At 65.4% G+C, this 26,638-nt stretch carries 9 protein-coding genes, 1 tRNA gene and 1 pseudogene; 8 read left to right on the top strand and 3 right to left on the bottom strand.

The window, feature by feature from the left end; all coding sequences use genetic code 11:
- The first annotated feature begins 379 nt into the window (after nucleotides 1-379).
- Complete coding sequence (locus tag S58_RS22545) at nucleotides 380-15,409, top strand: T1SS-143 repeat domain-containing protein (RefSeq protein ID WP_015667679.1); 15,030 nt, start codon at nucleotides 380-382, stop codon at nucleotides 15,407-15,409.
- 93 nt (nucleotides 15,410-15,502) lie between these two features.
- Here the strand turns inward: S58_RS22545 and S58_RS22540 are convergent, their stop codons facing one another.
- Nucleotides 15,503-15,952, bottom strand: a complete 450-nt coding sequence (locus S58_RS22540) for a hypothetical protein (RefSeq protein ID WP_042340133.1) — start codon at nucleotides 15,950-15,952, stop codon at nucleotides 15,503-15,505.
- A 262-nt stretch (nucleotides 15,953-16,214) separates the two neighbouring features.
- Between S58_RS22540 and S58_RS22535 the strand changes: the two genes are divergently transcribed.
- Complete coding sequence (locus S58_RS22535) at nucleotides 16,215-18,113, top strand: acyltransferase family protein (protein WP_015667677.1); 1,899 nt, start codon at nucleotides 16,215-16,217, stop codon at nucleotides 18,111-18,113.
- 16 nt (nucleotides 18,114-18,129) lie between these two features.
- On the opposite strand, the gene S58_RS22530 is transcribed toward S58_RS22535, so the two are convergent.
- Nucleotides 18,130-20,025 (bottom strand): acyltransferase family protein, encoded by a 1,896-nt coding sequence (locus tag S58_RS22530; RefSeq protein ID WP_015667676.1) that lies wholly within the window; start codon nucleotides 20,023-20,025, stop codon nucleotides 18,130-18,132.
- A gap of 241 nt (nucleotides 20,026-20,266) precedes the next feature.
- Here S58_RS22530 and S58_RS22525 point away from each other — a divergent pair, with 241 nt between their 5' ends.
- From S58_RS22525 to S58_RS22500, 6 genes and pseudogenes are all read left to right on the top strand, one after another.
- Nucleotides 20,267-21,208, top strand: coding sequence for a hypothetical protein (locus tag S58_RS22525; RefSeq protein ID WP_244440626.1), 942 nt, complete (start codon nucleotides 20,267-20,269; stop codon nucleotides 21,206-21,208).
- 152 nt (nucleotides 21,209-21,360) lie between these two features.
- Nucleotides 21,361-21,963 (top strand): TMEM175 family protein, encoded by a 603-nt coding sequence (locus tag S58_RS22520; protein ID WP_015667674.1) that lies wholly within the window; start codon nucleotides 21,361-21,363, stop codon nucleotides 21,961-21,963.
- A 457-nt stretch (nucleotides 21,964-22,420) separates the two neighbouring features.
- Nucleotides 22,421-22,494: transfer RNA gene (locus S58_RS22515), tRNA-Gly, on the top strand.
- A 574-nt stretch (nucleotides 22,495-23,068) separates the two neighbouring features.
- Nucleotides 23,069-23,263, top strand: coding sequence for a hypothetical protein (locus tag S58_RS22510; protein WP_015667673.1), 195 nt, complete (start codon nucleotides 23,069-23,071; stop codon nucleotides 23,261-23,263).
- A 185-nt stretch (nucleotides 23,264-23,448) separates the two neighbouring features.
- The gene (locus S58_RS22505) at nucleotides 23,449-24,294 is read left to right on the top strand and encodes a CmcJ/NvfI family oxidoreductase (RefSeq protein ID WP_015667672.1); all 846 of its coding nucleotides are present in this window, start codon (nucleotides 23,449-23,451) and stop codon (nucleotides 24,292-24,294) included.
- A 65-nt stretch (nucleotides 24,295-24,359) separates the two neighbouring features.
- Nucleotides 24,360-24,659: pseudogene (locus tag S58_RS22500) on the top strand (MetQ/NlpA family ABC transporter substrate-binding protein); the annotation flags it as partial.
- On the opposite strand, the gene S58_RS22495 reads toward S58_RS22500, so the two are convergent.
- Nucleotides 24,641-26,065: an FAD/NAD(P)-binding protein gene (locus S58_RS22495; RefSeq protein ID WP_042340129.1), complete on the bottom strand. Its 1,425-nt coding sequence runs from the start codon at nucleotides 26,063-26,065 to the stop codon at nucleotides 24,641-24,643. The pseudogene S58_RS22500 and the gene S58_RS22495 sit on opposite strands and share 19 nt — an antisense overlap.
- Nucleotides 26,066-26,638 lie beyond the last annotated feature (573 nt).

Raw genomic sequence — 26,638 nt, 5'->3', positions numbered from 1 at the left:
TAGGTCTCGTCTCCCGCAAATAAATCGCAGGAGGCGGGTTCCATTTTGTTTATTTTGGGGCGCTGCCGCCTCTTCCCCGCATCGTGCGTATTGTTCCACGACAGTATAGGCGGCCCGAATACCTGCCGGACGGATCGCGTTTATACAGAATAGACCACGTCTATTCTTGAGTCTGTCTTCAATTCCCGCGCAACAGCCAAGCATTCCGGCCGGCCCGTCGACCTTCGTCACCGCGGCTGCACTTGACTGCATTTACCCAAACTCCCTAAAGTCGGGTTAAGAGACCCCGGTAATATTGACCGAAATTAAAGTTTAATAATAGTTTAACCGTAGAAATGGGCGCGCCACGGCAGCGCCTCATATTTGGAGGTTGCGGAGAATGAATGCTCCTGTCCTGCTGGCCCAGTTGACCGGCACGTCCACGCAGTCATCCCCGCCTTCGGCCAAGAACCTGAAGATCGAAAAACCTCAGGGCAGCCAGGCCGTCACGGTCCATCTCGATGGCGGGAGCCGGATCGACTTCAGCGATATCGCCGGCGAGAAGCTGACCTTCATCAAGATCGGCAGCCGTTTGATCGTTCTGTTCGACAATCAGTCGACGGTCTCGATCGAGCCGGTGTTCGATACCAACGGCGCACCGCTGAAGGACGTCGCCTTCGAGGTCACGCCGGACCGGGTCATCAATGGTGATCAGTTCGCGGAGCTGTTTCCGATCACGACCGATCAATCGGTGCTGCCGGCCGCGGGCACGCCGGGCGCGCCGGGCGTCCCCGCCGGCGCCAATTTCGGTTCGTTCAAGGTCGATCCGCTGACGGTCGGCAACCCGCTGGCGCTGCTCGCGGGCGAGGATACGACGAGCAATTTCGGCAGCAATCCGGTGACGCCGAATCCGACGCCGATCGTAGGCGTCGCCGATCGCGTGGTGCTCAACGAGGATGGCCTGTCCGAAGGCAGGCCCGGTGGGAGTGGTGACGTCGGCGGCCTGACCACCAGCTTCACCGGCTCGCTGCACGTCGATTTCGGCACCGACGTCATCGGCCGCGCCTTTGCGTTCGCGGCGTCGCAGCCCGGTCTCGCCGGGCTGACATCCGGCGGCCAGGAGGTGCATCTGCAGATCACCACCGTCAACGGCCAGCCCGAGCTGATCGGCTACATCGGCAACGATCCGTCGAACGCGGCGAGCCATGTCTTCACGATCACGCTCGACGCGAACTCCACCATCGACGGCACCTACACGGTCACGCTGCTGCAGCCACTCGATCACCCGATCATCGGGACGGAAGATACGCTCAACCTGACCGTCAGCGTGATCGCGATCGACGGCAGCGGCGACAGCGCGCCGGTCACGATCGTGATCGGCGTCAACGACGATTCGCCGGTCGCGGGCACGGTCGAGGCGATCAACGTCGCCGAGCACACCGGCAGCGGCAGTGAAGGCGGCGGCGAGAGCGAGCTCAGCGCCAAGGTCGTGGGCGGCGACGGCTTCGAGCCGACCACCGCCAGCGTGGACCTCCACATCGGCTGGGGCGCCGACAACGGCAACAGCAAGGTCGATGGCGGCTCCGACGGCACCGTGGTCGACGGCGACCGCTCGCTCGTCTTCGCGACGTCCGAGATCGCGACCTTGCAGGCGCTGGGCCTGACCTCCAACGGCGAGGCCATCTCCTACACGCTGTCGGCCAACGGCACCGAGATCATCGCCACCGCAGGCGAGGGTGAAGGCGCGCGCACCATCTTCACCGTGTCGCTGTCCGACACCGGCTCCGGCAGCGCCACCTTCACGCTGTCCGACAACATCGACCACAATGGCGTCAACGACGCGTCGCTGCCGCTGACCTTCAAGGTTGTCGCGACCGACGCCGACGGCGACCCCGTCGACAGCGCCTTTACCGTCAACGTCGCCGATGACGGTCCGAGCTTCGGCGAGAAGCCGAGCTATTCGGTGGTCGACGAGGACGGCCTCGGCAATGCCGGCAACAGCTACAAGGACGGCAATGACGCCTATGGCGAAGACCTGACGGTCACCGACACGCTCGGCATCCGCTGGGGCTCCGATGATGCGAATCATACGGTCGACGGCGGCATCACCGGTTCGCCGGTGAACGGCGACCGCGCGGTGACCTTCGCTTCGAACGTGGTCTCCACGCTCGAGGCCCAGCATCTCACCTCGGACGGATTCGCGTTGCACTACGAGGTGTCGCCGAACGGCACCGTGCTGACAGCCTATCGGGTCGATGGCGAGAGCTTCGTCGATGCGCAGGGACACGCCACCTCGGATCCGAGCGCCGCCCTGGTGTTTACGGTGTCGCTGTCCGACCAGGGCCATGGCTCCTACACCTTTACCCTGTCCGGCAACCTCGATCATCCGGTGCACGGCACCGAGGACGACGTCACGCTGAACCTCGGCTTCGTCGCCACCGATTCCGACGGCGATGCGATCACCGACACCTTCACGGTCAAGGTCAATGACGACGCCCCGACCTTCGGCGAGAAGCCGAGCTATTCGGTGGTCGACGAGGATGGCCTCGGCAATGCCGGCAACAGCTACAAGGACGGCAACGACGCCTATGGCGAAGACCTGACGGTCACCGATACGCTCGGCATCCGCTGGGGCGCCGACAGCGCCAACAGCCATGTCGACGGTGGTATCACCGGCGCGTCGGTCAACGGCGACCGCGCCGTCACCTTTGCCGCAGACGTGGTCACGACGCTCGAGGCCCAGAATCTCTCGTCGAACGGCTTTGGGCTCACCTATGTCGTGTCCGAGAATGGCACGCTGCTGACGGCTTATCGCTACGACGCCGCCCACGAGACCTATGTCGACGCCAACGGCAAGCCGCTGGAGGGCGAGGGGCTGTCGGGCGCCGCCGTGTTCACGGTGTCGCTGTCCGATAAGGACCTCGGCTCCTACACCTTCGAGCTGAAGGGCAATCTCGATCACCCGGTGCACGGCACCGAGGACGACCTCACGCTCACCATCGGTTTCGTCGCCACCGACTCCGACGGTGATGCGGTCACCGACACTTTCACCGTCAAGGTGAACGACGACGCACCGACCTTCGGCGAGAAGCCGAGCTATTCGGTGGTCGACGAGGACGGCCTCGGCAATGCCGGCAACAGCTACAAGGACGGCAACGACGCCGACGGCGCCAATCTGACGGTGACCGACACGCTCGGCATCCGCTGGGGCGCCGACAGCGCCAACAGCCATGTCGACGGCGGCATCACCAGCTCCTCGGTCAACGGCGACCGCGCGGTGACCTTCGCGGCCAACGTGGTCGCGACCCTCGACGCCCAGAATCTCACCTCGGACGGCTTTGCCTTGCACTACGAGGTGTCGCCGAACGGCACCGCGCTGACCGCCTACCGTTTTGACGGTGAGAGCTTCATCGACGCCGAAGGTCACGCCACCTCGGACCAGAGCGCCGCGCTGGTGTTCACGGTGACGCTGTCGGATCAGGGCTTCGGCTCCTACACCTTCGCGTTGTCCGGCAACCTCGATCATTCGATTCACGGCACCGAGGACGACGTCACGCTCACCCTCGGCTTCGTCGCCACCGACTCCGACGGCGATGCGGTCACCGACACCTTCACCGTGAAGGTCAACGACGACGCGCCGACCTTCGGCGAGAAGCCAAGCTACTCGGTCGTGGACGAGGACGGCCTCGGCAACCCCGGCAACAGCTACAAGGATGGCAACGACGCCGATGGCGTCAATCTGACGGTGACCGACTCCCTCGGCATCCGCTGGGGCGCCGACAGCGCCAACAGCCATGTCGACGGCGGCATCACCGGCGCGCCTGTCAACGGCGACCGTGCGGTCACCTTCGCCTCCGACGTGATCTCGACGCTCACCGCCCAGCACCTGACCTCGAACGGTGTCGCGCTGACCTACACCGTCTCCGCCGACGGCACGACGCTGACCGCCTATCGCTACGACGAAGCGCACCAGACCTATGTCGACGGCGAGGGCCATGCCACCGGCACCCTGGCCAACGCTGCCGTGTTCACGGTGGCGCTGTCCGATCAGGGGCAGGGCGCCTACACCTTCACGCTGATCGACAATGTCGATCACCCCGTCCACAACACCGAGGACGACGTCACGCTCACCCTCGGCTTCGTCGCCACCGATTCCGACGGCGATGCGGTCAGCGACACTTTCAGCATCAAGATCAACGATGACGCTCCGGTGCTGAACCGCGAGATTGCCACCGGTGTGGTCGATGAGGATGGTCTCCCGACCGGGCTTGCCGATGGGCCGGGCGACGTCCCCGGCCAGAACACCGTCGCGACCGGCGATCTCGGCATCTCCTGGGGCGCCGACAGCGCCAACAATCTCGGCAATGTCGGGATCGCCGGCGCGTCGTCGGTGAACGGCGACCGCGCCGTCACCTTCGCATCCGACGCCACCACCACGCTCTCCGCGCTGCATTTGACCTCGAACGGCGTTGCCCTGTCCTACGCGCTCAGCGAGGGCGGCACTGAGATCACGGCCTATCGCTACGACGGGCACCACTATATCGACGGCAACGGCAACTGGACCGGCAATCCGGCCAACGCCGCGGTGTTCACGGTCAAGCTGTCCGACCTGAACTCCGGCTCGTACACCTTCACGCTGCTCGACAACCTCGACCATCCGGTACCGAATACCGAGGACAGCATCGCGCTGACGCTGAAATACGTCGCGACCGATTCCGACGGCGACCAGGTCGGCGGCACGTTCAAGGTCAGCGTCAACGACGACAGTCCGGAGGCGCACACCGGCACCGCCAAGAGCATCAGCGAGGCCGACATCAACGCCGGCGGCGGCGACTGCGGCCCGGATTTCGGTGGCCATGATGGCGGTGGCCACGATGCCTCGGTGACCGGCGCGCTCAACATCAAATGGGGCGCCGACAACAACGACAGCGGCGCGGCCGATCGCTCGGTCCGCTTCACCAATTCGTCCAACGCGGCCGCCGACGTCCATGTGACCAACGGCAGCGATGTCGGCCTCAGCGGCCTGACGTCGGATGGTCAGCCGGTGAAATACGCCTTCGATCACGGTGTGCTGGTCGGCTACAGCGGCGGCAGCCTGGCCTACGGGCAGCGCGTGTTCGAGGTGTCGCTCGATGACGACGGCACCGGCTCCTACACCTTCAAGCTGCTCGGCAATCTCGACCATCCGGCCGGGCAGGGAACCAACGTCCTGAAGCTGACGTTCGACTACACCGCGACCGATTCCGACGGCGATTCGAGCGGCAGCACCTTCACCGTCACGGTGGTCGACGACGTCCCGACGATCGGGCATGCCGAGAACGAGACCGTCAGCGAATCCAACCTGCCGACCGACCTCTATGACGTCGTGTTCCCGGATTCGCCTTATTCGACGGTGCAGACGGGCCACCTCGCCATTTCCTGGGGCGCCGACGACAATGATTCCGGCGCGACCAACAACCGCTCGGTGTCGTTCTTCAACACGAGCGCGCCGGAAGGGCTGACGTCGAACGGCTATGCGATCAGCTACGTGGTCTCGGCGGACGGCACCACGCTCAGCGCCGTGACCATCGATCACCGCACCGTTTTCACCGTCACGCTCGGCGATGACGGCGACGGCAGCTACAAGTTCACGCTGCTCGACAATCTCGATCACGGCAAGGCGGGCGCCGACAGCCTGTCGCTGAGCTTCGGCTTCAAGGCCACCGATTCCGACGGCGACAGCGCCACCAGCAGCTTCACGGTGGCGGTGACCGACGACGTGCCGACCGTCGGCTGCGCCAAGGACGAGACCGTCAGCGAGGCGAGCCTGCCGACCGACGGCTACGATACCAGCCATCCCGACGCATCGAACTCGACGGTGCAGACCGGCAGCCTCGACATCTCCTGGGGCGCCGACGACAACAATACCGGCGTCGGTCACAACCGCGCGGTGGCGTTCACCACCGGGGCTGGAGCGACCGGCCTGACCTCCGACGGCTCGGCGATCAGCTACACGATCTCCGGCGACGGCACGCTGCTGACGGCGGTCACCGCCGATCACCGCACCGTCTTCACCATCCAGCTGTCCGACAGCGGCGATGGCAGCTACAAGTTCACGCTGTACGACAACATCGACCATCCGGCGTCCGGCCCGAACGACGACAGCCTGCCGCTGACGTTCGGCTTCAAGGCCACGGATTCCGACGGCGACAGCGTCACCAGCAGCTTCAAGGTCACGATCCTCGACACCGCGCCGGTCGCAGCAGTCGGCGATGCCAGGACCGTCGACGAGGACGATTTGCCGAACGGCACCGACTCCTCCAAGGAGTCGACCTCGGTCAGCGGCGACCTCAACATCACCTGGGGCACCGACGACAGCAACAAGACCACGGGCGGCGGCCTCGGCGACCGCTCTGTCACCTTCCGCTACACGAGCGCAGGCGCGAATGTCGACGCCGAGGACAGCACGGGCCACAATCTGACGCTGACGTCGGACGGCCAGACCGTGAAATACGGTTTCGAGAACGGCGTGCTGGTCGGCTACACCGGCAGCGATCTCGCCCATGGCACCCATGTGTTCGAAGTGTCGCTGAGCGACCAGAGCGACGGCTCCTACAGCTTCAAGCTGCTCGGCAACCTCGATCATCCCGCCGGCAGCGCCGAGAACATCGTCAAGCTGTCCTTCAGCTTCACGGCCACCGACGGTGATGGCGACATTTCGAGCAACAGCTTTACGGTCTCGGTCAAGGACGACGTGCCGGTGATCGGCACGTCCGCAGGCGCATCGCTGACCGAGAACACTACCGGTCCGGCCGGCGCGGAGGTGTTCGCGACCCAGACCGCATCGAATGTCGCCCTCAATATCAATTGGGGCGCCGACGACAGCAATTCGGGCGTGGCCAATCGCAGCGTGGCGTTCGACAGCGCGATCCATACCGGCGACGTCGTGAAGACGACCGGCGCGGGCAGCCCGACGCTGACGTCGAACGGGACGGCGGTGCAGTTCATCCGCGTGTCGGACACCGAGATCTGGGGCGTCGCCAATGACAATGGCGGCCAGCTCACGACGAGCGACCGCAAGGTGTTCCACATCACGCTGTCCGATGACGGCTCCGGCAGCTACACGTTCGAACTGCTCGACAATGTCGATCACATCGGCTCCGGCCAGACCAATGCGCTGTCGCTGAAGCTCGGCTTCGCCGCGACGGATTCCGACGGGGATGCGGCCTCCGGCAACTTCACCGTCACGATCAATGACGACAATGGCCGGCCTGCGATCGGCGCGCCGGTGGCCGGCGTCGTCGACGAGGACGGCCTGTCCGGCGGCAACACCGCAGCCGCGACCGGCGACGTCGCCGGCGCCAATGTCGCCGCGACTGGCTCGCTCGCAATCTCCTGGGGCGCCGACGACAACAACGCAGGCTCCGTCAACCGCGCGGTTGCGTTCTCAGGCATCGCCAACGGCCAGAACGCGTCGACCGATGCGGGGCTGCTCAAGGTCGACGGCGCCCAGGTCAAGCTCTGGGTGGTCGGCGATACGGTCTATGGCTACACCGGCAGCAATCCGGTCAACGGCAACGCGCCGTCGGCCGCGAGCCAGGTGTTCAAGGTCACGCTCGATGACAGCGGCGCCGGCAGCTACAGCTTCACGCTGCTGAAGCACGTCGATCATCCGGCGGGGCAAGGCGAGAACGACGTCAAGCTCACCTTCGGCTTCACCGCGACCGATGCCGATGGCGACAGCACCAGCTCGTCCTTCGCGGTCACGATCAACGATGACAGCCCTGTGGCGACCGCGACCGTGCTGACCACGACGGTCTATGAGAGCGAGCTGTCGACTGGTTCAGTGGTCACCACCACGGGATCGCGGGGCGGCGACCTCAACGGCGACAGCAACACCGACGATTCCGTCTTCACCGGCAATGTCAGCTCGCTGGTGTCGTTCGGCGCCGACAAGCTCGGCAGCTACACCGTCGAGACCACCAACCTCGCGCCCGGCCTGCTGTCGCTCACCTCGGGCGGCGTGGCGCTCACCTACAGCATCGGCGTCGACAACACGCTGATCGCGAAGGCGGGCGGCGTCACGATCTTCGAATTCCAGGTCGATCCGACGACCGGCCAGTATTCGTTCCGGCTCAAGGGCGCGCTCGATCATGTCGGCAACGGCAACGACGACAAACTGACGCTCGATTTGTCGACGGCGGTGACCGCCACCGACTCCGATGGCGATGCGATCGCGCTGCACGACCAGCTCCTCGTCAGCGTCAAGGACGACACGCCGTCGTCGCAGCACGTCAACACGGTGTCGCTCGAGGAGGCCGCGGGCAACGTCTCGACCGGTGCGGTCGACCTGAAGGTCACCTATGGCGCCGATGGCGACAGCTCGGGCGCGTCGCTGACGTTCTCAGCTGCGTCGCCGAAGGTCTACGATGCGGCCAGTCATCAGCTCGCAGGGCTGACCTCGCTCGGCATCGGCCTCACCTATGTGATGTCGGCCGACCACACCACGCTCACCGCCTATCGCATGAGCGGCGGCAGCTATATCGGCCAGAACGGGCTGGTGACGGGCAACGCCGCCGATGCTGCGGTGTTCACGGTGACGCTGACGGATGCCGGCACCGGCGCCTACAATTTCACCCTGCTGCAGCCGCTCGATCACCCGGCCCCGGTCGGAACATCGAGCTCGGCCAGCCAGTATCTCGACCTCAATTTCGCGTTCCAGGTCGAAGACCGCGATCACGATACGGCGACCAACGACTTCACCGTGCGGGTCGATGCCGCAGGCACGGTGACGACGGTGCGCTATGACGCGCCGAACTCGCCGGTATTCGTCAATCTCGGCGACACGTCGCAGACGATCCTCGGCGAGACGCTCGGGGCGCACAGCGTGACCGACCGCGCCGCGGTGACCGACAAGGTGGTCGGCACCGACAAGCTCGGCGGCGTGACCGAAGCCCACGGATCGAATGGCGACGACATCCTGGTCGGCGGCAACGGCGTGGGCGGCGATAGCCTGTATGGCGGCGCCGGCAACGACATCATCAAGGGCGGTGCAGGGGCCGATCGGCTGTTCGGCGGCGCCGGCAACGATACCTTCCTGTACACGGTGGGCGACGGCAACGACGTCATCGACGGCGGCTCAGAGACCGGCGCGACCTCCCCGAACTACGACGTGCTTGCGATCACCGGCGATGGCAATGCGCGCAATTTCACCATCGGCAAGGCGACCAGCGGCACCGACATCAACCCGACGCTGAACGATCCGGCGGCGACCAACGCCACCGACATTCTGGTCCGGTACGACGGTCCCGACGGGGCGACCATCCGCGCCGACGAGATCGAGCGCGTCACCATCACCGGCGGCACCGCCAGCGATACGCTGACGATCACCGACATCACCGGAACCGCGATCGCACCTTCGACCATCGTCTTCGACGGCGGCACCGGCAACGACACGCTCGATCTCACGCGCTTTGCCGGCAACACCAGCGTGGTGTCGGACGGCGGCGGCGACACCGACACGGTCAAGTTCGGTTTCAACTTCGCCGACGCGAGCTACACCAAGGTGTTCGCGGCCGACGGCGTGACGCTGATCGGCGTGCAGGTCACCCATAATGGCGTGACCGATACGTTCACGAACTATGAGAGCTTCGGCTTCACCGACGGCACGCGCACGCTGACCGGTGTGTTCAACACGCCGCCGGTGGCTCATGACGACACGGTGCAGACGAGCGAGGACGCTCCGCTCACCGTCAACGCGCTGCTCAGCCTGCTCAACAACGACACCGACATCGACAACAACACCTTGTCCGTCACCGGTGTGTCGAATGCAACGCACGGCACGGTTTCGCTGAACAACGGCAATCCGGTGTTCACGCCGGACCATAACTTCTCCGGCGTCGCCGGCTTCGACTATACGGTCAGCGACGGCGATGGCGGCACCGCGACAGCGCATGTCACGGTCGACGTCGCGCCGAAGGCCGACTCGCTGACCTTGAGCTTCATGGACCTCGGGCCCGCCTCGGGTGCCGAGGATCAGACGATCAACCTGAAGCTCATCAGCGCCGCCGTCACCGACACCGACGGCTCGGAAAGCCTGCGGCTGCTGATTACGGGCTATCCGGACGGGGCGACCTTCTCGGTCGGCCATGCCGGAACCGGCGCCGACGCCGGCAAATGGGTGATCGACAGCGCCGCCGCGATCGCCGCGTTCGACAGCCATCCGCTGCAGATCACGCCGCCCGCGAACTACAACGGCACGTTCTCGTTGTCGGTCGTCGCCGAAGTCACCGACCAGGCCACGCTGTCGGACGGCCATGTCCACACCGACGTTGCCAGCACCGCGCTGCAGACGATCGATGTCACGGTGACCCCGGTCAACGACGCGCCGCAGATCCATGCGCCGACGCAGGTGACGACGAACGAGGATACACCATTCGCCTTCACCGGCGCGAACGCGTTCTCCTTCTCCGATGCGGACGGCAATGTCGTCGAGTCCGTGAGGTTCGACATCTCCGGCGGCACGCTGTCGATTCCGTCGCTCGGCGTCTTCAACGCTGAACAGCTGCTCTCCATGAGCGGGTTCAAGATCAACGATCTGAACACCCTTCTGGCGTCTGCGGTGTTCACGCCATCAGCCGACAACGACGCGACGGGATCGGTCACGATCACCATCAACGACAACGGCAATGTCGGTGGTGGCAATCTGGGCGCGACGCAGACGATCACGATCAACATCAACCCGATCGAGGATGCTCCCAGGGCCGTGGATGACACGGCGAGCGTGAACGAGGACACGACACTGACGGTGTCCGACCCGGCGCAGGGCGTTCTGCACAACGATCGTGATCCGGACACCGGCGATACGCTCAGCGTGATCGCGGGCGATTTCACGACAGCCAAGGGCGGCACCATCCATTTCAATGCCGACGGCACCTACGTCTACAACCCCAAGGCAGACTTCTATGGCGCGGATACCGTCGACTATACGGTGCGTGACGCGGCCGGACAGACGGACACCGGCACGCTGACGATCAACGTGGCGCCGGTGAACGACGCACCGGAGGTCCATGCCCCGACGCACGTGATCACAAATGAAGGCGCCGCGTTCGCTTTCACAGGCGCCAACGCAATCACCTTCTCCGACGCGGACGGCGATGTCGTCGAGTCCGTGAGGTTCGACATCTCCGGCGGTACGCTGTCGATTCCGTCGCTCGGCGTCTTCAACGCTGAACAGTTGCTCTCGATGAGCGGGTTCAAGATCAGCGATCTGAACACCTATCTGGCGTCGGCGGTGTTCACGCCGAACAGCGATCACCCGGGATCGGTCACGATCACCATCAACGACAACGGCAATGTCGGCGGCGGCGATCTGAGTGCGACCCAGACGGTCAGCGTCGAGGTGATCCCGGCCAACCACCCGCCGGTGGCGAACTCCGACACCCATGCGGTGCTGGAGGACGACACCCTCACGATCTCGGCCGCGAACGGCGTGATCCGCGGCTCGACCGGCGGCTCGGTCGCCGACAGCGATGTCGACAATCCCGTCACCTCGCTCGTCGTCTCCGGCGTCGTCGCCGGCACCGGCAGTGTGACGCAAGGGACCGGCGTCGGTACCTCGATCGAGGGCACCTACGGCCACCTGACGCTGAATGCGGACGGCTCCTATAAGTACGTCGCAGACAAAGCCGATGCGCTGGCGGCGGGCGTGCCCGCAATCGATACCTTCACCTATACCGACCACGATCCGTCCGGCGCGGTGTCCAACACCGCAACGCTGAAGATCACCGTGACCGGCGTCAACGACGCCGCGGTGATCACCGGCGACACCACCGGCACGATCGCGGAGCTCGGCGGCATCGCCAACAGCCAGAGCAGCCCGCTCTACGGCATCGCCCGCGGCGATCTCAATGCGACCGACGTCGATGGCCACAACGATGTCTGGCAGACTGCCGACTCGAATACGGCCACCGGCTATGGCTGGTACATGATCGACAGTGCCGGCAAGTGGACCTACGGGCTCTACGACAACAACCCGACGATCCAGGCGCTGAAGGAAAACCAGACCACGCTGACCGACAGCTTCACGGTCTACACCGAGGATGGCACCGCCAAGACGGTGACAGTCCAGATCATCGGCAACAACGACGCGCCGACCTTGCAGACCGCGATCGTCGACCGCAACTCGGCGGAAGACCAGCCGTTCAGCTTCAGCATTCCGTCGAACACCTTCGCCGATGTCGATGGCCGCTTCGACGGCACCAATGGTCCGCTGACGCTGTCGGCGAACCTGAGCGACGGCAGCGCTCTGCCGGCGTGGCTGCACTTCGACGCGGCGACCGGCACCTTCAGCGGCACCCCGCCGGCGAATTTCGCCGGCGCGGTCAACGTCACTGTTTATGCCAGCGACGGCGAGTATGCCGCCTCGGACGCTTTTACGTTGACGATCACGCCGGTCAATGATGGTGCTGCGACCGTGACGGTGACGGGCACTGCGACGCAGGGCCAGGTGCTGACCGCCAATCTCGGCAGCGATCCGGATGGGGCCGCGTCGAACGTCGCCTATCACTGGCTGCGGGACGGCGCCGTCATCAACGGCGCGACCGGCTCGACCTACACGCTCGGCTCCGGCGACGTCGGCCACAAGATTTCGGCCAACGTCACCTACACCGACGGCCAGGGCTTTGCCGAGAACGTGACCAGCAGCCAGACCGGCTCCGTCACGACGCCGAACCATGCCCCGGTGTTCGGATCGGGCACGACCACGGCAAGCCTCACCGAGGACGCCTCTTATGCGGCGCCGACCGGCAACCTGATCCAGAACGGCTCGTTCGGCTACTACAACGGCAACTTCTACACGCTGGATGCGTGGACCGTCGGGGGGGCCCATGCCGTCACCGTCGTGGGCGGCCGCACGGACGGCGGCTCGGCGGATTTCTACGGCGCATCAAGCTCGATGAGCCAGACCATCAGCACCGTCATCGGCATGACCTATACCGTCGACTTCTACGTGATGAGCTACGGCACCGCCGTGACATCGGGCGTCGACGGAACAACCGTTCTCACCACGAGCGCCTGGAACCTCGGCTGGACGGAGCAGACCTACCAGTTCACGGCGACCGCGACGTCGACGACGATCAAGTTCGCGAGCGGTGGCGGCGCCGTCATCGACGACATCTCGGTGCAATCCAGCACGGTCGTGACGCCCGGCGTTGAGAAGGCGTCCGGCGCGATTGCCTTCACCGATGCCGACGGCGACGCGCAAACCGTCAGCTACACGACTCCGAATGGCAGCAGCTATTACGGGGCGTTCAATGCCACGGTCGACAACACCGGCCACAAGGTGAACTGGACCTTCAGCGTCAATGACGCGGACATCCAGTCGCTGCGCGCCAGCGACCATATCGATCAGACCTATACAGTGAAGATCGACGACGGTCATGGCGGGACGACCACGCAGATCGTCACCGTCACGGTGAACGGCGTCAACGATGCGGCCTCGATCGCGGGCCCGGCGGCGGGCACTGTGAAGGAGGACGGCACGCTGACGGCCGCCGGGACGCTGACGGTCACCGACGTCGATACCGGGGAAGCCCAGTTCCAGACGCCGGCGTCGCTGGCGGGAACCTACGGCACCTTCACCTTCAACGCGGCGACCGGGGCCTGGGGCTATACGCTCAACAATTCGGCCGCCAACGTGCAGGCGCTCAACGATGGCGATGTCAAGCACGATACGCTGACGGTGAAGTCGGTCGACGGCACCGCGACCCAGGTCATCGACGTCACCATCAACGGCACCAATGAGCCGGCGCCGCTGGCGGTCGTGGACACCGCGAGCGCGGACGGACGTTATGCGCTGTCGCAGAACGGCGACTCGCCGAATGTGATCAGCCTGAACGCGGCGACGCTGTTCTCCGGCGGAATGGGAGCGGTGACCTACACCTACAGCCTGGTCTACAGCTCGACCGGGGATGACAGCTGGATTCACCGGACCGGCAACCAGTTCACCGGAGATCCGAACAACAACGACGCCGGCCTTTACGTCTACAAGGTGACGGCCACCGACTCGGTGTCCTCGGTGTCGACCTATCTCGCCTTCAACGCGCTCGACAATGGTGCGTTCAATCTCACCATCAATTCGCTGTCGGACAAGTCGTGGGTGACCGGTTCGGCACCGTGGCTGTCCGGCTACAGCGCCAATGACGGCGATGCGATCACCGCCACGGTCGACAACACGCTCGAAGCCAACGCCAACAACGGCTACGACGTCATGATCGGGTCGAGTGGCGGCAACAACTTCAACGGCGGTGCCGACGACGACGGCATCTACGGCCTCGGCGGCAATGACACGCTGCTCGGCGGCGCCGGCAACGACTACATCAATGGCGGCGCCGGCAACGACTCCATCCGGGGCGGTAGCGGTAATGACGTCGCGATCGGCGGCTCCGGCACCGACACCTTCTATTGGGGCGTCAACGACGGCGTCGACATCGTCGACGGCGGCACCGGCACCGACACGTTCGTCATCGAGGGAACGACGTCCCAGGATCTGGTCTACGCCACGCTTACCGGCGGCGTGATCACCGATATCAATGGGACCAAGCTCAGCAATATCGAGGCGGTGACTGCCGATCTCGGCAGCAGCAGCAGCGATACGCTGACCTACATCACGGGCGAGGACGTGACGGTCAATCTCGGAGCCGGCACGGCCACCGGCTTCAGCTCGATTGCCAATATCGAGCGCGTGACGGGAGGCTCGGGCAACGACATCCTGATCGGCAGCAGTGCTGCCAACACGATCAATGGTGGCGACGGCGACGACATCATCCGCGGCGGTGGCGGCAACGACACCATCGATGGTGGGGTCGGGATCGACCTGCTCGACTTCTCCGATGCGACGGCCGGCATCACCTTCACGTTGAGCCAGAGCAGTGGCAACACCACCGGCCCGACCTTGTCCGGGATCGGCCAGGACACCTACAAGAACATGGAAGGTGTCATCGGATCGGCCTTCAACGATGTCATCAACGGCTCGTCGAGCAACGACGTCCTGGTCGGCGGCGCCGGCTCCGACCAGCTCACCGGCAATGGCGGCTCGGATACCTTCAAGTGGAACGCCGGCGATCTCGCCGGTGGCGGGCTCGACACCATCCTGGATTTCCAGACTGGGACATCCGGCGACGTCATCGACCTCTCGGGCCTGCTGGCGAGCGTCTCCGGCAATCACGCCGATGCGGTCCGCTTCGTCGACAGCGGCGGGCACAGCAGCCTGGCCTCCGCCAATGGCAGCAGCGTGCTGAACAATGGCGACCTGACACTGCAGGTCAATACCGGCTCGGGCTGGACCAACGTCGCCACGATCAAGGACACCGGCGGCAATCTCACGGCAGGCGACGATGTGATCAAGATGATCATCGACAACAGCCACGCCCAGACGCAGGTCCACGTCTGATCCGGACGGGCTACGCCAGGCAAAATCAAAGGGCCGCCGATCAGGCGGCCCTTTTTTCCGGAGCGGGCGTCCCGCTTCCGAGAGGGCAGTGGCTCAGATCTTCTGCCCCGCCGGCCCGACGCCGACATTGATCATGATCCGCTGCACTTCGGTGCGGCCCTGCGGGAATTTGACCTCGAGCGTGACGGTGTCGGTGCCGGCGAAGTCGGTCTTCGACTGGTAGAAGGCGATGAAGCCGGGCACTTCCAGCGCCAGGCATTGCTTGTAGTTGGTGGCGCTGACCTTGCCGCGCTTGATCGTGACCGTGCCGTTGCCGGGCGGCGTCACCAGGCGGATCGAGGGAAGCGGGCCGGATGAGCAGTCGGGCTGGACGTTGAGATAGATCCCGACCTGGATCGGCTTGCCGGCGAGCCCCTTGGCATTGCGCTCGACGGTGCTCGGAGCTGGGGTGGGAGCAGGCGCGTTGGGAGCAGGCGCCTGGGCTTGGGCCAATGCCGCGCCGGCGGCGACCAGCATCACCGCCACCACGGGTCCTCCACGCATGGCCCGCCATCCCCGTTGCAACGATCCTGTCACCGCCATCAACCCCGCACTCCGCTCAGCATCGCCAGATTGCCGCATTCGGGCCGATCCTTCAACGTATCGCCGGATTTTCGGCCGACTTCAGAAATCTCCTTCACATCCGCCTCACCGCTGCCGGCCCGGCGTCATGGGATGGGTCCGATGATGTCATGACTGTTTCCCGCTGTTGCCATTCGTATCTTCCATTTCGTTCGCCTCGAAGAATGCGCGGGGGTGAACCACATTGGAACGCAGTCATCGTGCTGACATCGATGCCCTCAGGGCGATCGCCGTCGTCGTCGTCATTCTGTTTCACCTGAGAATCACTGGCTTCGAAGCGGGCTTCGCCGGCGTCGACGTCTTCTTCGTCATCTCGGGCTATCTGATCACCGGCCAGATCCTGCGCGACGTCAGGGCAGGGCGGTTCTCGCTGTCCGAGTTCTATCTGCGGCGGGCGCGGCGCATCCTGCCGGCGCTGGTCACGACGATCGCTCTGACCTTCGCCGTCGGCTGGCTGTTCCTGTCGCCCGAAGCCCTGCGCCAGCTGGCGAAGGAGGCGACGCACGGGCTGTTGTCGATCTCCAACATTCAGTATTGGCGCGAGGCGAGCGCCTATTTCGCACCGAGCGCGGACCAGCTGCCGCTGTTGCATCTGTGGTCGTTGTCGCTGGAGGTGCAGTTCTACGCGCTGGCGCCGCTGCTGCTGATATGGGCCTGCCGCAGCGGGCATGTCTTCCGCGCCATCGCCGCGATCGGGCTGTTGTCGTTTGCGGCTGCCGCAATCTGGCTGCCGCATGATCCGGACGCCGTGTTCTTCCTGACGCCGTTCCGGGTGTTCGAATTCGCACTCGGCGCGCTCGCCATACCGCTGGAAGCGCGCCTCGCGCCGTCACCGCGGGCACGCTCCATCCTGGCCGCCTGCGGCGACGTCGTCCTGTTCGGCAGCCTGGTCGTCATCGGCCGCGCCCAGGCCTATGCCGGTGTCGCGGCGCTCGCGCCATGCCTCGCGGCTGCAATCATCATCGCGGCCAATGCGCCGACGTCGCTGCTGATGGCCCGTCCGGTGCGCGCCATCGGCCTCGCCTCCTATTCGCTCTATCTCGTGCATTGGCCCGTCATCTTCTTCGTCCGCTTCATCTTCGGCGAGGTCGCGCAGACGCCGCTGGCACTTGCGGCCCAGCTCGCGCTGACGGCCGGTGTGGCTGCGCTGATGTTCGTTGCCGTCGAGCAGCCGCTGCGGCGGCTCCCCTGGCCGCGCTGGACGCAGGTGGCAAGCTTTGCGACCGTGCTCATCATCGGAGCAGCGCTGACCCACGTGACCTTCCGTGCCAATGGCGTCGCCTCGCGCCTGCCGGAAGATCAGCTCGCGCTATTCCAGCTGCAGGGCTTCGGCCTGAACAAATGTGGCCGGGCGGCAGGTCGCATGTGTGCGTTCGGCGATCTCGAAGGCACGCGCGGCGTCGAGCTGCTCGGCGATTCCTACGTCCAGCAATATGTCGCGGCGCTGGATGAACCGTTGAAGTCGCGCGGCATGATCGGGCACGTCTCCACCATGAGCGGCTGCCCGACGCTCGCCGGCCTGACCGCAGAAGGACCGCGCGCGAAAGTCTGTGCGGAGCTGCGTGACAGCGAGTTGCCGCGTATCCAGCAGTCGCGGGCCGATTTCGTCGTGATCGGCCAGGCGTGGCAGCAATATCTCGACCTCGGCGACGGGCCGGAGGCGCAGGCCCGCAACGCCGAAGTGGCCGGTCATCTGGCCGAGACGATCCGCCTGCTCGATCGGCCCGGCCGCCACTTCCTCGTGATCGGCGGCCAGGTCCGGCCGGTGAACTGCGCCTTCGATCAACTGCGCATGCTGCCGGGCCCACGCTGGCATGCACCGGCCAAGCCGTGCGACGCCGTGCCGAGGGCCGAGGCGATGGCGGCGAACCGGACCATCGATGCGGTGCTGGCGCAGGCGATCATGCCGCTCGCCAAGGTGGCGCTGTTGAGGCCGACGGAGGTCTATTGCGACCAGGATTGTCCGGTCGTCCAGGACGGCGTGTGGCTGTTCCAGGATGCCGGTCATTTCACGGTGGCGGGCGCGCAGCGCATGGGCGAGCGCGCGGCGCCGATCTTTGCGGCCTTTCTCTCGGACGATTAGTCGAGCATGCTTGTCGCTATTCGTTTTCGGCTTCGCTTTCGCGCGTGAGCGAAGCGGCAAGCCGCGGTGCGGCGGCGACGATGCGGGCTGCCGCGAGCTCCGATCCTTGTGCCGTGAAATGGCCGTCGTCCCAGGCGATCGGGGCGCCGTCGGAGGCCTGCAACATGCAATCCTTGCCGGGACAGAGCAGCGCGAGCAGCGACACGTAGTTCGTCTGCGGCGCGTCCTTCAGCAACGCGCGCAGGAAGGCGTCGACCTCGCCGATCAGCTCAGGCACGTGGCCATCGGCGCCCACGCCGAAGCGTTGCGCCGCGATCAGGAGGTGCGGCAACGGCCGGTCGAATTGCGGGCTCGGTCCGACCACGAGGACTTTGCTGCCGGCATCGGAAATGCTCCTGATCGTGGCGAGCAGGCTCGCGCGCGCGGCCGGCGCCATCGCGGTGCGCGTCCAATTGCCCGAAAGGATCACGGTGTCGGGGGCGAGATCGCGCACCAGCCCGGGCAGCCGGCCATTGTAGTCGGTGCAGGCGGCCGACTGGCCCGGTTCCTGGTAAGGCGCGCATTGCGCCATCGTCGCGCGCAGCAGCGTGGCCTGCGGCAGAGCGCGTTTCAGCCCGTAAGCGAGATGCGCGGCGTGGCTGTCGCCCCACAGCAGGACGGTGGCACGCCGGCCCCGCGCGAGGCAGGCGGGCTGCAACGCCTCGAATGTCTGGCCCGGGCTCAGGAAGCAGGTGCCATCCTCATAGATGCTGGTGTGGTCGTAGCTGAGGAAGCCGGCCAGGGCCTGCTGCTGCGGCGACAACCGTGCGGGAAAGCCGGACGACCAGATCACGATCGCGCTGGCCGCGAGCGCGGCCGCGCCCGTCGCCGCCAGCGCACGCGCCGTGATCGGCCACGCGGCACGGCGGCCCGGCTGCTCGATGAGATAGAAGCTCGTCAGCGCCAATGTCGTGCAGGCGCCGAGCAATGCGAGCTTGTCCGTGCCCGAGCTCGGCGGTCCCCAGATGGCGGTGGCGAACGAGACGACCGGCCAGTGCCAGAGATAGAGCGAGTAGGACCACAGCCCGACCACGATCATCGGCCGCGCCATTGTGAGCACGGCCTTGCTCGGGGCCGGGTTGGCCCAGATCACGGCGGCGGTGCCGAGGCAGGGCAGGAGCGCCGCAACACCGGGGTAGGGCGTGTGCGGCGAGTAGATGTTGACCGAGGCGCCGAGCGCGATCCACCCCAGCGCGGCCACGCCGACCTTGAGCCATTCGCTGCGCAGGGCCGGCAGGGCCTCCACGGCAAGCAGCGCGCCGAGCATGAGCTGCCAGGCGCGCGCCGGCAGCAGATAGAACGCGGCGCCCGGCTGGGTCCTGGTCTGGATCACGCAGAGCAGCAACGAGAGCGCGCAGATGGTTGCAAGGCTCGCGAGCATCAGCGGGCGCCTCAGCCTGAAGACCGCCAGCGCGAGGACGGGAAACAGGACATAGTACTGCTCCTCGACACCGAGCGACCAGGTGTGCAGCAGCGGCTTGGTGATGGCGGCGGCGTCGAAATACCCCTGCTGCGACCAAAGCAGGATGTTGGAGCAGAAGGCGAGCATGGCCAGCGCCTGCTGCGCCACCGACACCGTATCCCGCGGCAGCAGGATCACGCTGGCGCCGAGCAGGGTGACGCCAAGCATGGCGAGCGCCGCGGGCAGGATCCGGCGGGCGCGGTGCTGGTAGAACGCCGCAAACGAGAACGTCCCGTCCCGGACCTCGGCATGAATGATCCGCGTGATCAGGAAGCCCGAGATGACGAAGAACATGTCGACGCCGACATAGCCGCTGCGGAACGGCGAGACGTCGTAGTGAAACGCGATCACCGACAGGACGGCGAAGGCGCGCAGGCAGTCGATGTCGGGGCGATGATCGGTTGAACGCAAGAGAACCGTCCGGACGCTCGGAAGCGGCGGCCGTCAATTCCTGGTCGTCACCGCGCGCGAGGCACCCCTGGTAGGCTCCGATTGCAACCGTATTGAGGGATTCCTGCGGCGCGGCTGCCCGTGCAGACATGTCACAATGCCATCGAATTGACATCCCGGCAGGAGTCCGCGGCTTGCCTTCACAGACTTGCCTCAATGGCGTGATGGCCTTGCGGAAGTTTGTGCGTCGAGCGAGCGTGTCATGCGTACATTGGGGCGGAAGGCCGGCCATGCCGGTTTATTGTGCGGCATTTTTCTATTTCAGGTTGCGGTCGGCGTCCCGCTTGCGCGCAGCGCAGAGCCTGGCGGCGCGCCGCCATCGACAGGCGAGGTGACCAAGGAGATCGGCAAGGAGGGCGGGCCGTTCGGCGGATGCGAGCCGATCGGGCTCACCGCGTCCGGCGAGCTGGTGTTTCCGCTCGACTGCAAGAAGCTGATCAAGAAGCCGGCCGAGGCTCCGGTCGCAGCCGACGACCCCGCAACTGCCGAGGACAGAACCGCGTCGACGGACGCGAGGCCGGCCGTGCCGAGCCAGTCTGCCGCCGCCGATAAGCCGGCGGCCGCTGACGCCAAGCCGGCAGCGAGCGAGACGGCGGCAGTCACGCCAGCACCCGCCGAGCCGAAGCCTGCGGCGGCTGCCGACAAGCCTGAGGCGGCTCACAAGGCCGTCTCCCTCGATCCCGCCGCGGCCGCCACGAGCCTGAAGAAGCCGGCTTCGACCAAAGCTTCCACCAATGGCGCATCCGGCAAGACCAAGACGATGTCCGGCGACAAGGGGGCGGGCAACGCGGCGTCGAGCAGGACCGCTATGAGCACGGCGCCGAGCAAGCCGTCATCCGGCAAGCTCGTCTCCGGCAAGACCGTGGTCGTTGCCGTCAAGGACCCGGCGCCCAAGGCGGGGCAGACCGAGGCGCCGAAAGCCGCCGGCAAGGACGCCAGGCCCTCGGCCATCTCGGCGATCAAATCGATGATCGTGATGGCGAAGCCTGCAGCCGTCGCGACCCCGGTGGCGGCCCGGTCGCAGTCCGAGGACAGGCCGCGGCTGCGCACCGCCGGCATGCCCGCCTGTGTCCAGTTTCGCAGCTACAATCCCACCACGCGCAGCTATCGCGGCTTCGACGGCCATACCTATTCCTGCCGGTGAGGTTGGAATCGACGCGGTCGACGTCAACATCGGCTTGTGTGACGGCGGCGCGCAGAGCGCCGTCGCCGCGCGGACCAGACAATGATGTCCGAGACCTGCTATAGTGCGGAACCGACATTCACCCGCATGCGTGCCGCCCCCTTCGATCCGAAATGACCGAGCCTGAATCCGACCTGTTCGAGATGCGCCGGCTGGAGTCACTTTCCAACACCATCTTCGGTGTGGCGATGACGCTGCTGGCCTATGATCTGCCGAAGCCCAATTTCGCGCAGATGCCGGGCTGGTTGGACCTCGTCCACACTTATTCGGGCCGCCTTGCCGGACTGGTCCTCAGCTTCATCATCGCCGGGGTGTTCTGGATCAGCCATCACCGCCGGCTGGCGCGGCAACCGCTCTGCAGCCGGGGCGTCGTGATTCTCAACCTGTTCTTCCTGTTGTCGATCGTGTTGCTGCCGGTCACCAACGGGCTCTACGGCAACTACCGGCTCTCGAGCGCCGTCGCCGTGCTCTACGGCCTGCACCTGACGGCGATCGCGTCGCTGAACGCCGGGCTGTGGTGGCTCGCGATCAGGGGCGGCCGCCATGCCGAGATCGTCGGAGCGGTCTTCCCTGTCATCGTGTTCGTTCCGGGCATCGCGATCGCAGCCTTGGCCCCGGAGTACGTGCAATATTTCTGGATGCTCGGCTTCGGCGGCCTGGTGGCCCGGCGCTTCGTGCGTGCGGAACCGGAAAAAGCCGCTGACGACCCGACTTGAGAACCCCTCTTGAGAACCTCTGGAGACGGTAGGCGACAAAAACGCGGCGGGCCATCAGACCCGCCGCGTCTTCGATCTTGAACTCGCTGGTCCAGGGCCGAGACCGCCCCGTTGCCAAGCCGTGATGGCGCGATCCGCTGACGGATCACGCGCTCATCGAACGTCGCTCATCAAAGAGCCGCTCAGCGGGCGATCCCAGCGAGGTGACAGCGCTTGGTGAAAGACACTGGATCACCTCCTTTCGTTGTTGATGGAGAAGCCAATATAGGGCCGCTTGGGCCCGGACGGTAGGGGGGCCGAATACGGAACCTGATGCACCGCAACCGCGTGCTGCGTTGCAGTCTCGAGGTCGTCGGGCGTCGATTCGCCGGCTGTCCAGCGGGAGCCGCATCCCCGGTCTCAGCCCCTTCCGAAGAGGTTGAGACCCGCGGCGGACCATGTTAGGGAACGCGGCGATGCGGGTGTAGCTCAATGGTAGAGCAGCAGCCTTCCAAGCTGAATACGAGGGTTCGATTCCCTTCACCCGCTCCAGCGATTTCAGGCACTTGCGAGACCTCTTTTGGTCTGTTCGGCAAGAGTACTCCGGCTCAGCCGGAATATTGTCCGCCTTTCGTTCGGGCTGCTCGTCGTATCTTCGCGCCACTGACGATTTGCGCCGTGATGTTCAGCAGCGATGGCGGCAGCACATTCGGCGTCGTGTGGCGGCTCTAAGCCCGGGGGCCCGCAATGCGCCTGCGTGGCCGGCCCGGCTTTCGCGTTGGTGCAATTCTCTCGTGCTTTCCTCATATGTGGCTCCACAGCAGCTCGTTTGTTTCGGTGAGCGCCCCGCGAAACAAATCTGGCGCGATCTGCGGATCTTTGAAGTTCCATTTCATTGACCTGGCGATGTCCTGCGCGGATAGTCACCGCCGTCATTGCTCAACCACGGATCGCCAGATGAGTACGAGAACCGCAGCCCTCCGCCTGGTGCGCAAGCGCCTCGCCGGACGCTGCTTCTCCGCGGCGACCGGGGCCTGTTGCTGATCGCTGCAGCCGAACGCGACACCTTTACCAAAATCTGCAGATCAGACAGGAGCGCCGCTGCGCAGGCGGCGAACGAACAGCCATGTCGACAGCCTTCGTCATCGAGGTCCACAATCGCACCGCCGGCATCGTCACGGGCGATGAGCGCGGCTTCAGCTTCTTCTCGTCCGAACGCGCCTTCGACAGCCTGGAGGGGCAGTCTTTTGCATCCGCGCGCGAAGCCGAACGCGCGGTCCGCGCACTCGTCACCTCCAGGGGACGTATCCGCCGCGGCTGAGTGCGGCTGTGGAGTCGCGCGTTGCAAGAAGCATAAATCGTCCACCGCCCGGGCCCTGCACGACAAGCGATGCTAGCTGCAGGGCCGCGGAGAGCAGGGCGTTGCTATTTTCGAGGCCAGCTTGCCGCTGTCCTCCGGGCGGACCAAGATACATGCAATCGCATGAAAAATGTCAGGAGACCTCCATGAGCCTGGTCGAGAGAAAAATCGAATCGCTGCCGTTCGTTCTCGCCGAGCTGAACTACCTGGCGCCGACCTCGGCCAAGCCGCGCACCTATGCGTTCGATCCGCCGCCCGGTGAGCCGAAAACCACGGCGCTGCCGGAGCCGCGCCAGGTGCCGGTGTTCAACGGCCGGCCGATCGCGCCATCGTTCTCGCTCGATCGCGAGGGGTTTGCCTTGGTGCGTCACCCGACATTCGTGCGCGACTTCACGAGCGAGAAGGAAATCCGCAGCGTCTACTACCCGGCGGCCGAGGCGTTCATTCGCGCGACCCTGCGCGCCGATCGCGTCGTCATCTTCGATCACACCGTCCGCAAGCGCGTGGCCGGGGCCGCGGATATTCGTGATGGCGGGCCACGCCAGCCGGCGACGCGCGTGCACGTGGACCAGACGGCGGCATCGGGCGCCAACCGGGTGCGCGAGCATCTCGGCGCCGAGGCGGAGGATCTGTTGCGCGGACGGGTGCAGGTGATCAATCTGTGGCGGCCGATCATCGGACCGTTGCGCGATACGCCGCTCGCGATGTGCGACGGGACGACCGTCGCGCCAGATGATCTCGTCGCCTCCGACCTGATCTATCCTAACCGAAAAGGGGAGACCTATTCGGTGACCTACAACCCGGCGCATCGCTGGTTCTATTTCCCGGAGATGACCGCCGACGAGGCGCTGCTGCTGAAATGCTACGATTCGGCGACCGACGGGCGCACGCGCTTTGGGCCGCATACAGCTTTCGTCGATCCGACGACGCCGGCTGATGCGCCGCCGCGCGAGAGCATCGAGCTGCGGACGCTGGTGTTTCATCGCGAATGAGGTCGTAGCCATCGTAGCCCGCATGAGCGCAAGCGACATGCGGGACGGTGTCCCCCGGTGTCGATTCCGACAATCCGAAGAAGCTGCGCTTCGTCGAGCTCGATGCGGCCCAGCTGCCGCGCGCGCTCGCAGACGTCGCCCTGGTCGCGATCAACAACAACTACGCTGTCCAGGCCGGGCTCAATCCGGCCAAGGATGCGATCGCACGCGAGAATGCCGAAGGGCCGTGGCTCAACATCCCTGCGGTGCGCGAGGAGGACAAAGACAAGGCCTGGGTCAGGCAATTGATCGAGGCCTATCAGTCCGAGCCGGTCAAGGCGTTCCTGCAGACCCGCTTCAAGGGCACCTACATCGCAGCCTGGTGATCCGGAGCCGCCGCGAGGGCCGGCGCATCCAGCGCCGGCACCACGATCGGCCGGCCCTGTAGCAGCTTGCCGGCGAGCGCGGCGCATTGGCTGCGGATATCGGGGATCGCCATGATTTCCCAGAACGCAGCGCGGGTCAGCGGGCCGATCGCGAACAGGCGTTGCGAGGGGGCACCGTCGGCGCCGACGACGGCGCAATCGGCCGTGACCTCGATGCCGATCCGCAGCGGATCGCAGCGCGCCAGCCCCTGGTCGAACAGGCTGCGGACGGCCGGATTGGCGGTGGCCCGGGGATCCCTGACGATCCCCGTGCAGTCGATCACCGCACTGACCTCCAAGGTTTCGATCTCGCTGCGGCCACGACGGCGATAATGCGCCCGTCCGCCAATGGTACCGCCGGCGATCTTGACCAGCTTTGCCGCCGCAATGCGCAACTGCCCGTCCGCGATTGCTCTTGCGACGCGCTCCTCGACCTCCGGCGCCATCCGATGCCGATGGACATCCCACCACGCCCGCGCATGCTCCAGGAAGGCGCGCTTGGACGCCTGCGGCAATTCGTGCCACAGACGGTGACTGAACGGCCTGACGGCGTCAATGACACCACGCCAGTCGCCGCCTTCCGCGATATGAGCGGCAATGCGCTGACGGAACCAGTGCAACAGCGTGCTGCCTTTGGCGCCAAACGGAACCTCGTCCTCGCTGATTTTGCAGGGACTGATGCGCCGATGCCCCCTCGCCATCAGGCCGCGTCGCGACATCGCGACGATCGGACCGCGATGGCCTGCGCGCAGCAGCGACAGCACGTAGTCCGCCATCGTCAGGCCGGTGCCCAGGATCAGCACCGTCGCATCCTGGCTGAACCCGGGAACGGAGGGCGAGATCCAGGGGTCGGCATGCCAGGCCGAGCGCGGGATTGCAGCGTCGTGCCCGGTGGCGAGCACGGCGACATCACCGAGCTGGCGTGTGCCGTCGGCCAGGCTGACGGTCACGCCGCTGCGGCCCTCGCTGACGGCGACGCATTCCCCGCGGATGATGGTGAGGCGCCGCGCGCCGTCCGCCTCGGCGAGATGCGGTGCGATCAAGCTGGCGATGTAGTCGCCATAGACGCGGCGCGGCACGAAGCAGAAGGGATCTGGACAAAGCCGCTCGCCATGCTCCTGCGTCGACAGCCAGCGCCAGAAATGGTCGGGATCGTCAGGCAGCGCGCTCATGTTGGCGGCACGCACGTTGAGAAGGTGATCGGCATTGCCGGTGTGATAGGCAAGCCCGCGGCCGATCTCCGAACGCTTCTCGATCAGGGTGACCCGGACATCCGAGTCGGGGTGCTGCAGCAGCTGATAGGCCAAGAGAACACCGGAGGCTCCGCCGCCGACGATGATCATGTGTCGTTCTGGAAAACGGCTCATGCAAAGATGCCTTTTCTCGCGAGCACTGATGATACGTAACGTTCCGATGCTAGCACGTAAAACATTGGCCGACGTCGGAAAGACAAATATTCTATTTGTTGCGTTGTTCCGATCGATGTTGTTCCAAGAAAATCAAGATTGTTGTCGAACATGTGTCGTCGAAAGCGACCGCGCGATAGAATTGTTATAGGTGCAGGGCCTGCACGAATCTCTCCCTCAGCATTGCTGATCCGTTCGACTGAATTCTTCTTCGGCAACGGATCGCGGCGAGAACAGGGCGCTATCATCGTCGCCTGGCGGGGCGCGATTCCGATCGCAGGGCGGGATGATCCGACTTCCGGGACCTGGCGACGAACTGATTGCTTTGTGAACATCGTCGTGGGTGGAGATATTCGTTCGCCGCTGCGCCACATTCGAAAATCCATTTCATTGACGATGTGCACATGCGAACGCATCATTTGTCCGTCATTGGGGCGTTGACGAAAGCGCTCGTTCAAACAGACATCGATGCTATCCGCGGCGGAGTGTGGGCGTCACGCGCCAGCGCGTCGGCGGAGCGTCGTCGGCAGGAGA

Source organism: Bradyrhizobium oligotrophicum S58, assembly GCF_000344805.1.
Classification (GTDB): Bacteria; Pseudomonadota; Alphaproteobacteria; order Rhizobiales; family Xanthobacteraceae; genus Bradyrhizobium; species Bradyrhizobium oligotrophicum.
Note: the sequence above shows the minus strand (reverse complement) of the source record. Positions and strands in the feature narration are given on the sequence as shown.

Excerpts from the sequence above, each read along its gene's own strand:
- S58_RS22520 (WP_015667674.1), top strand. The coding sequence starts at position 21,361 with ATGACCGAGCCTGAATCCGACCTGTTCGAGATGCGCCGGCTGGAGTCA.
- S58_RS22510 (WP_015667673.1), top strand. The coding sequence starts at position 23,069 with ATGTCGACAGCCTTCGTCATCGAGGTCCACAATCGCACCGCCGGCATC.
- S58_RS22540 (WP_042340133.1), bottom strand. The coding sequence starts at position 15,952 with ATGCGTGGAGGACCCGTGGTGGCGGTGATGCTGGTCGCCGCCGGCGCG.
- S58_RS22495 (WP_042340129.1), bottom strand. The coding sequence starts at position 26,065 with ATGAGCCGTTTTCCAGAACGACACATGATCATCGTCGGCGGCGGAGCC.
- S58_RS22545 (WP_015667679.1), top strand. The coding sequence starts at position 380 with ATGAATGCTCCTGTCCTGCTGGCCCAGTTGACCGGCACGTCCACGCAG.
- S58_RS22505 (WP_015667672.1), top strand. The coding sequence starts at position 23,449 with ATGAGCCTGGTCGAGAGAAAAATCGAATCGCTGCCGTTCGTTCTCGCC.
- S58_RS22525 (WP_244440626.1), top strand. The coding sequence starts at position 20,267 with ATGCGTACATTGGGGCGGAAGGCCGGCCATGCCGGTTTATTGTGCGGC.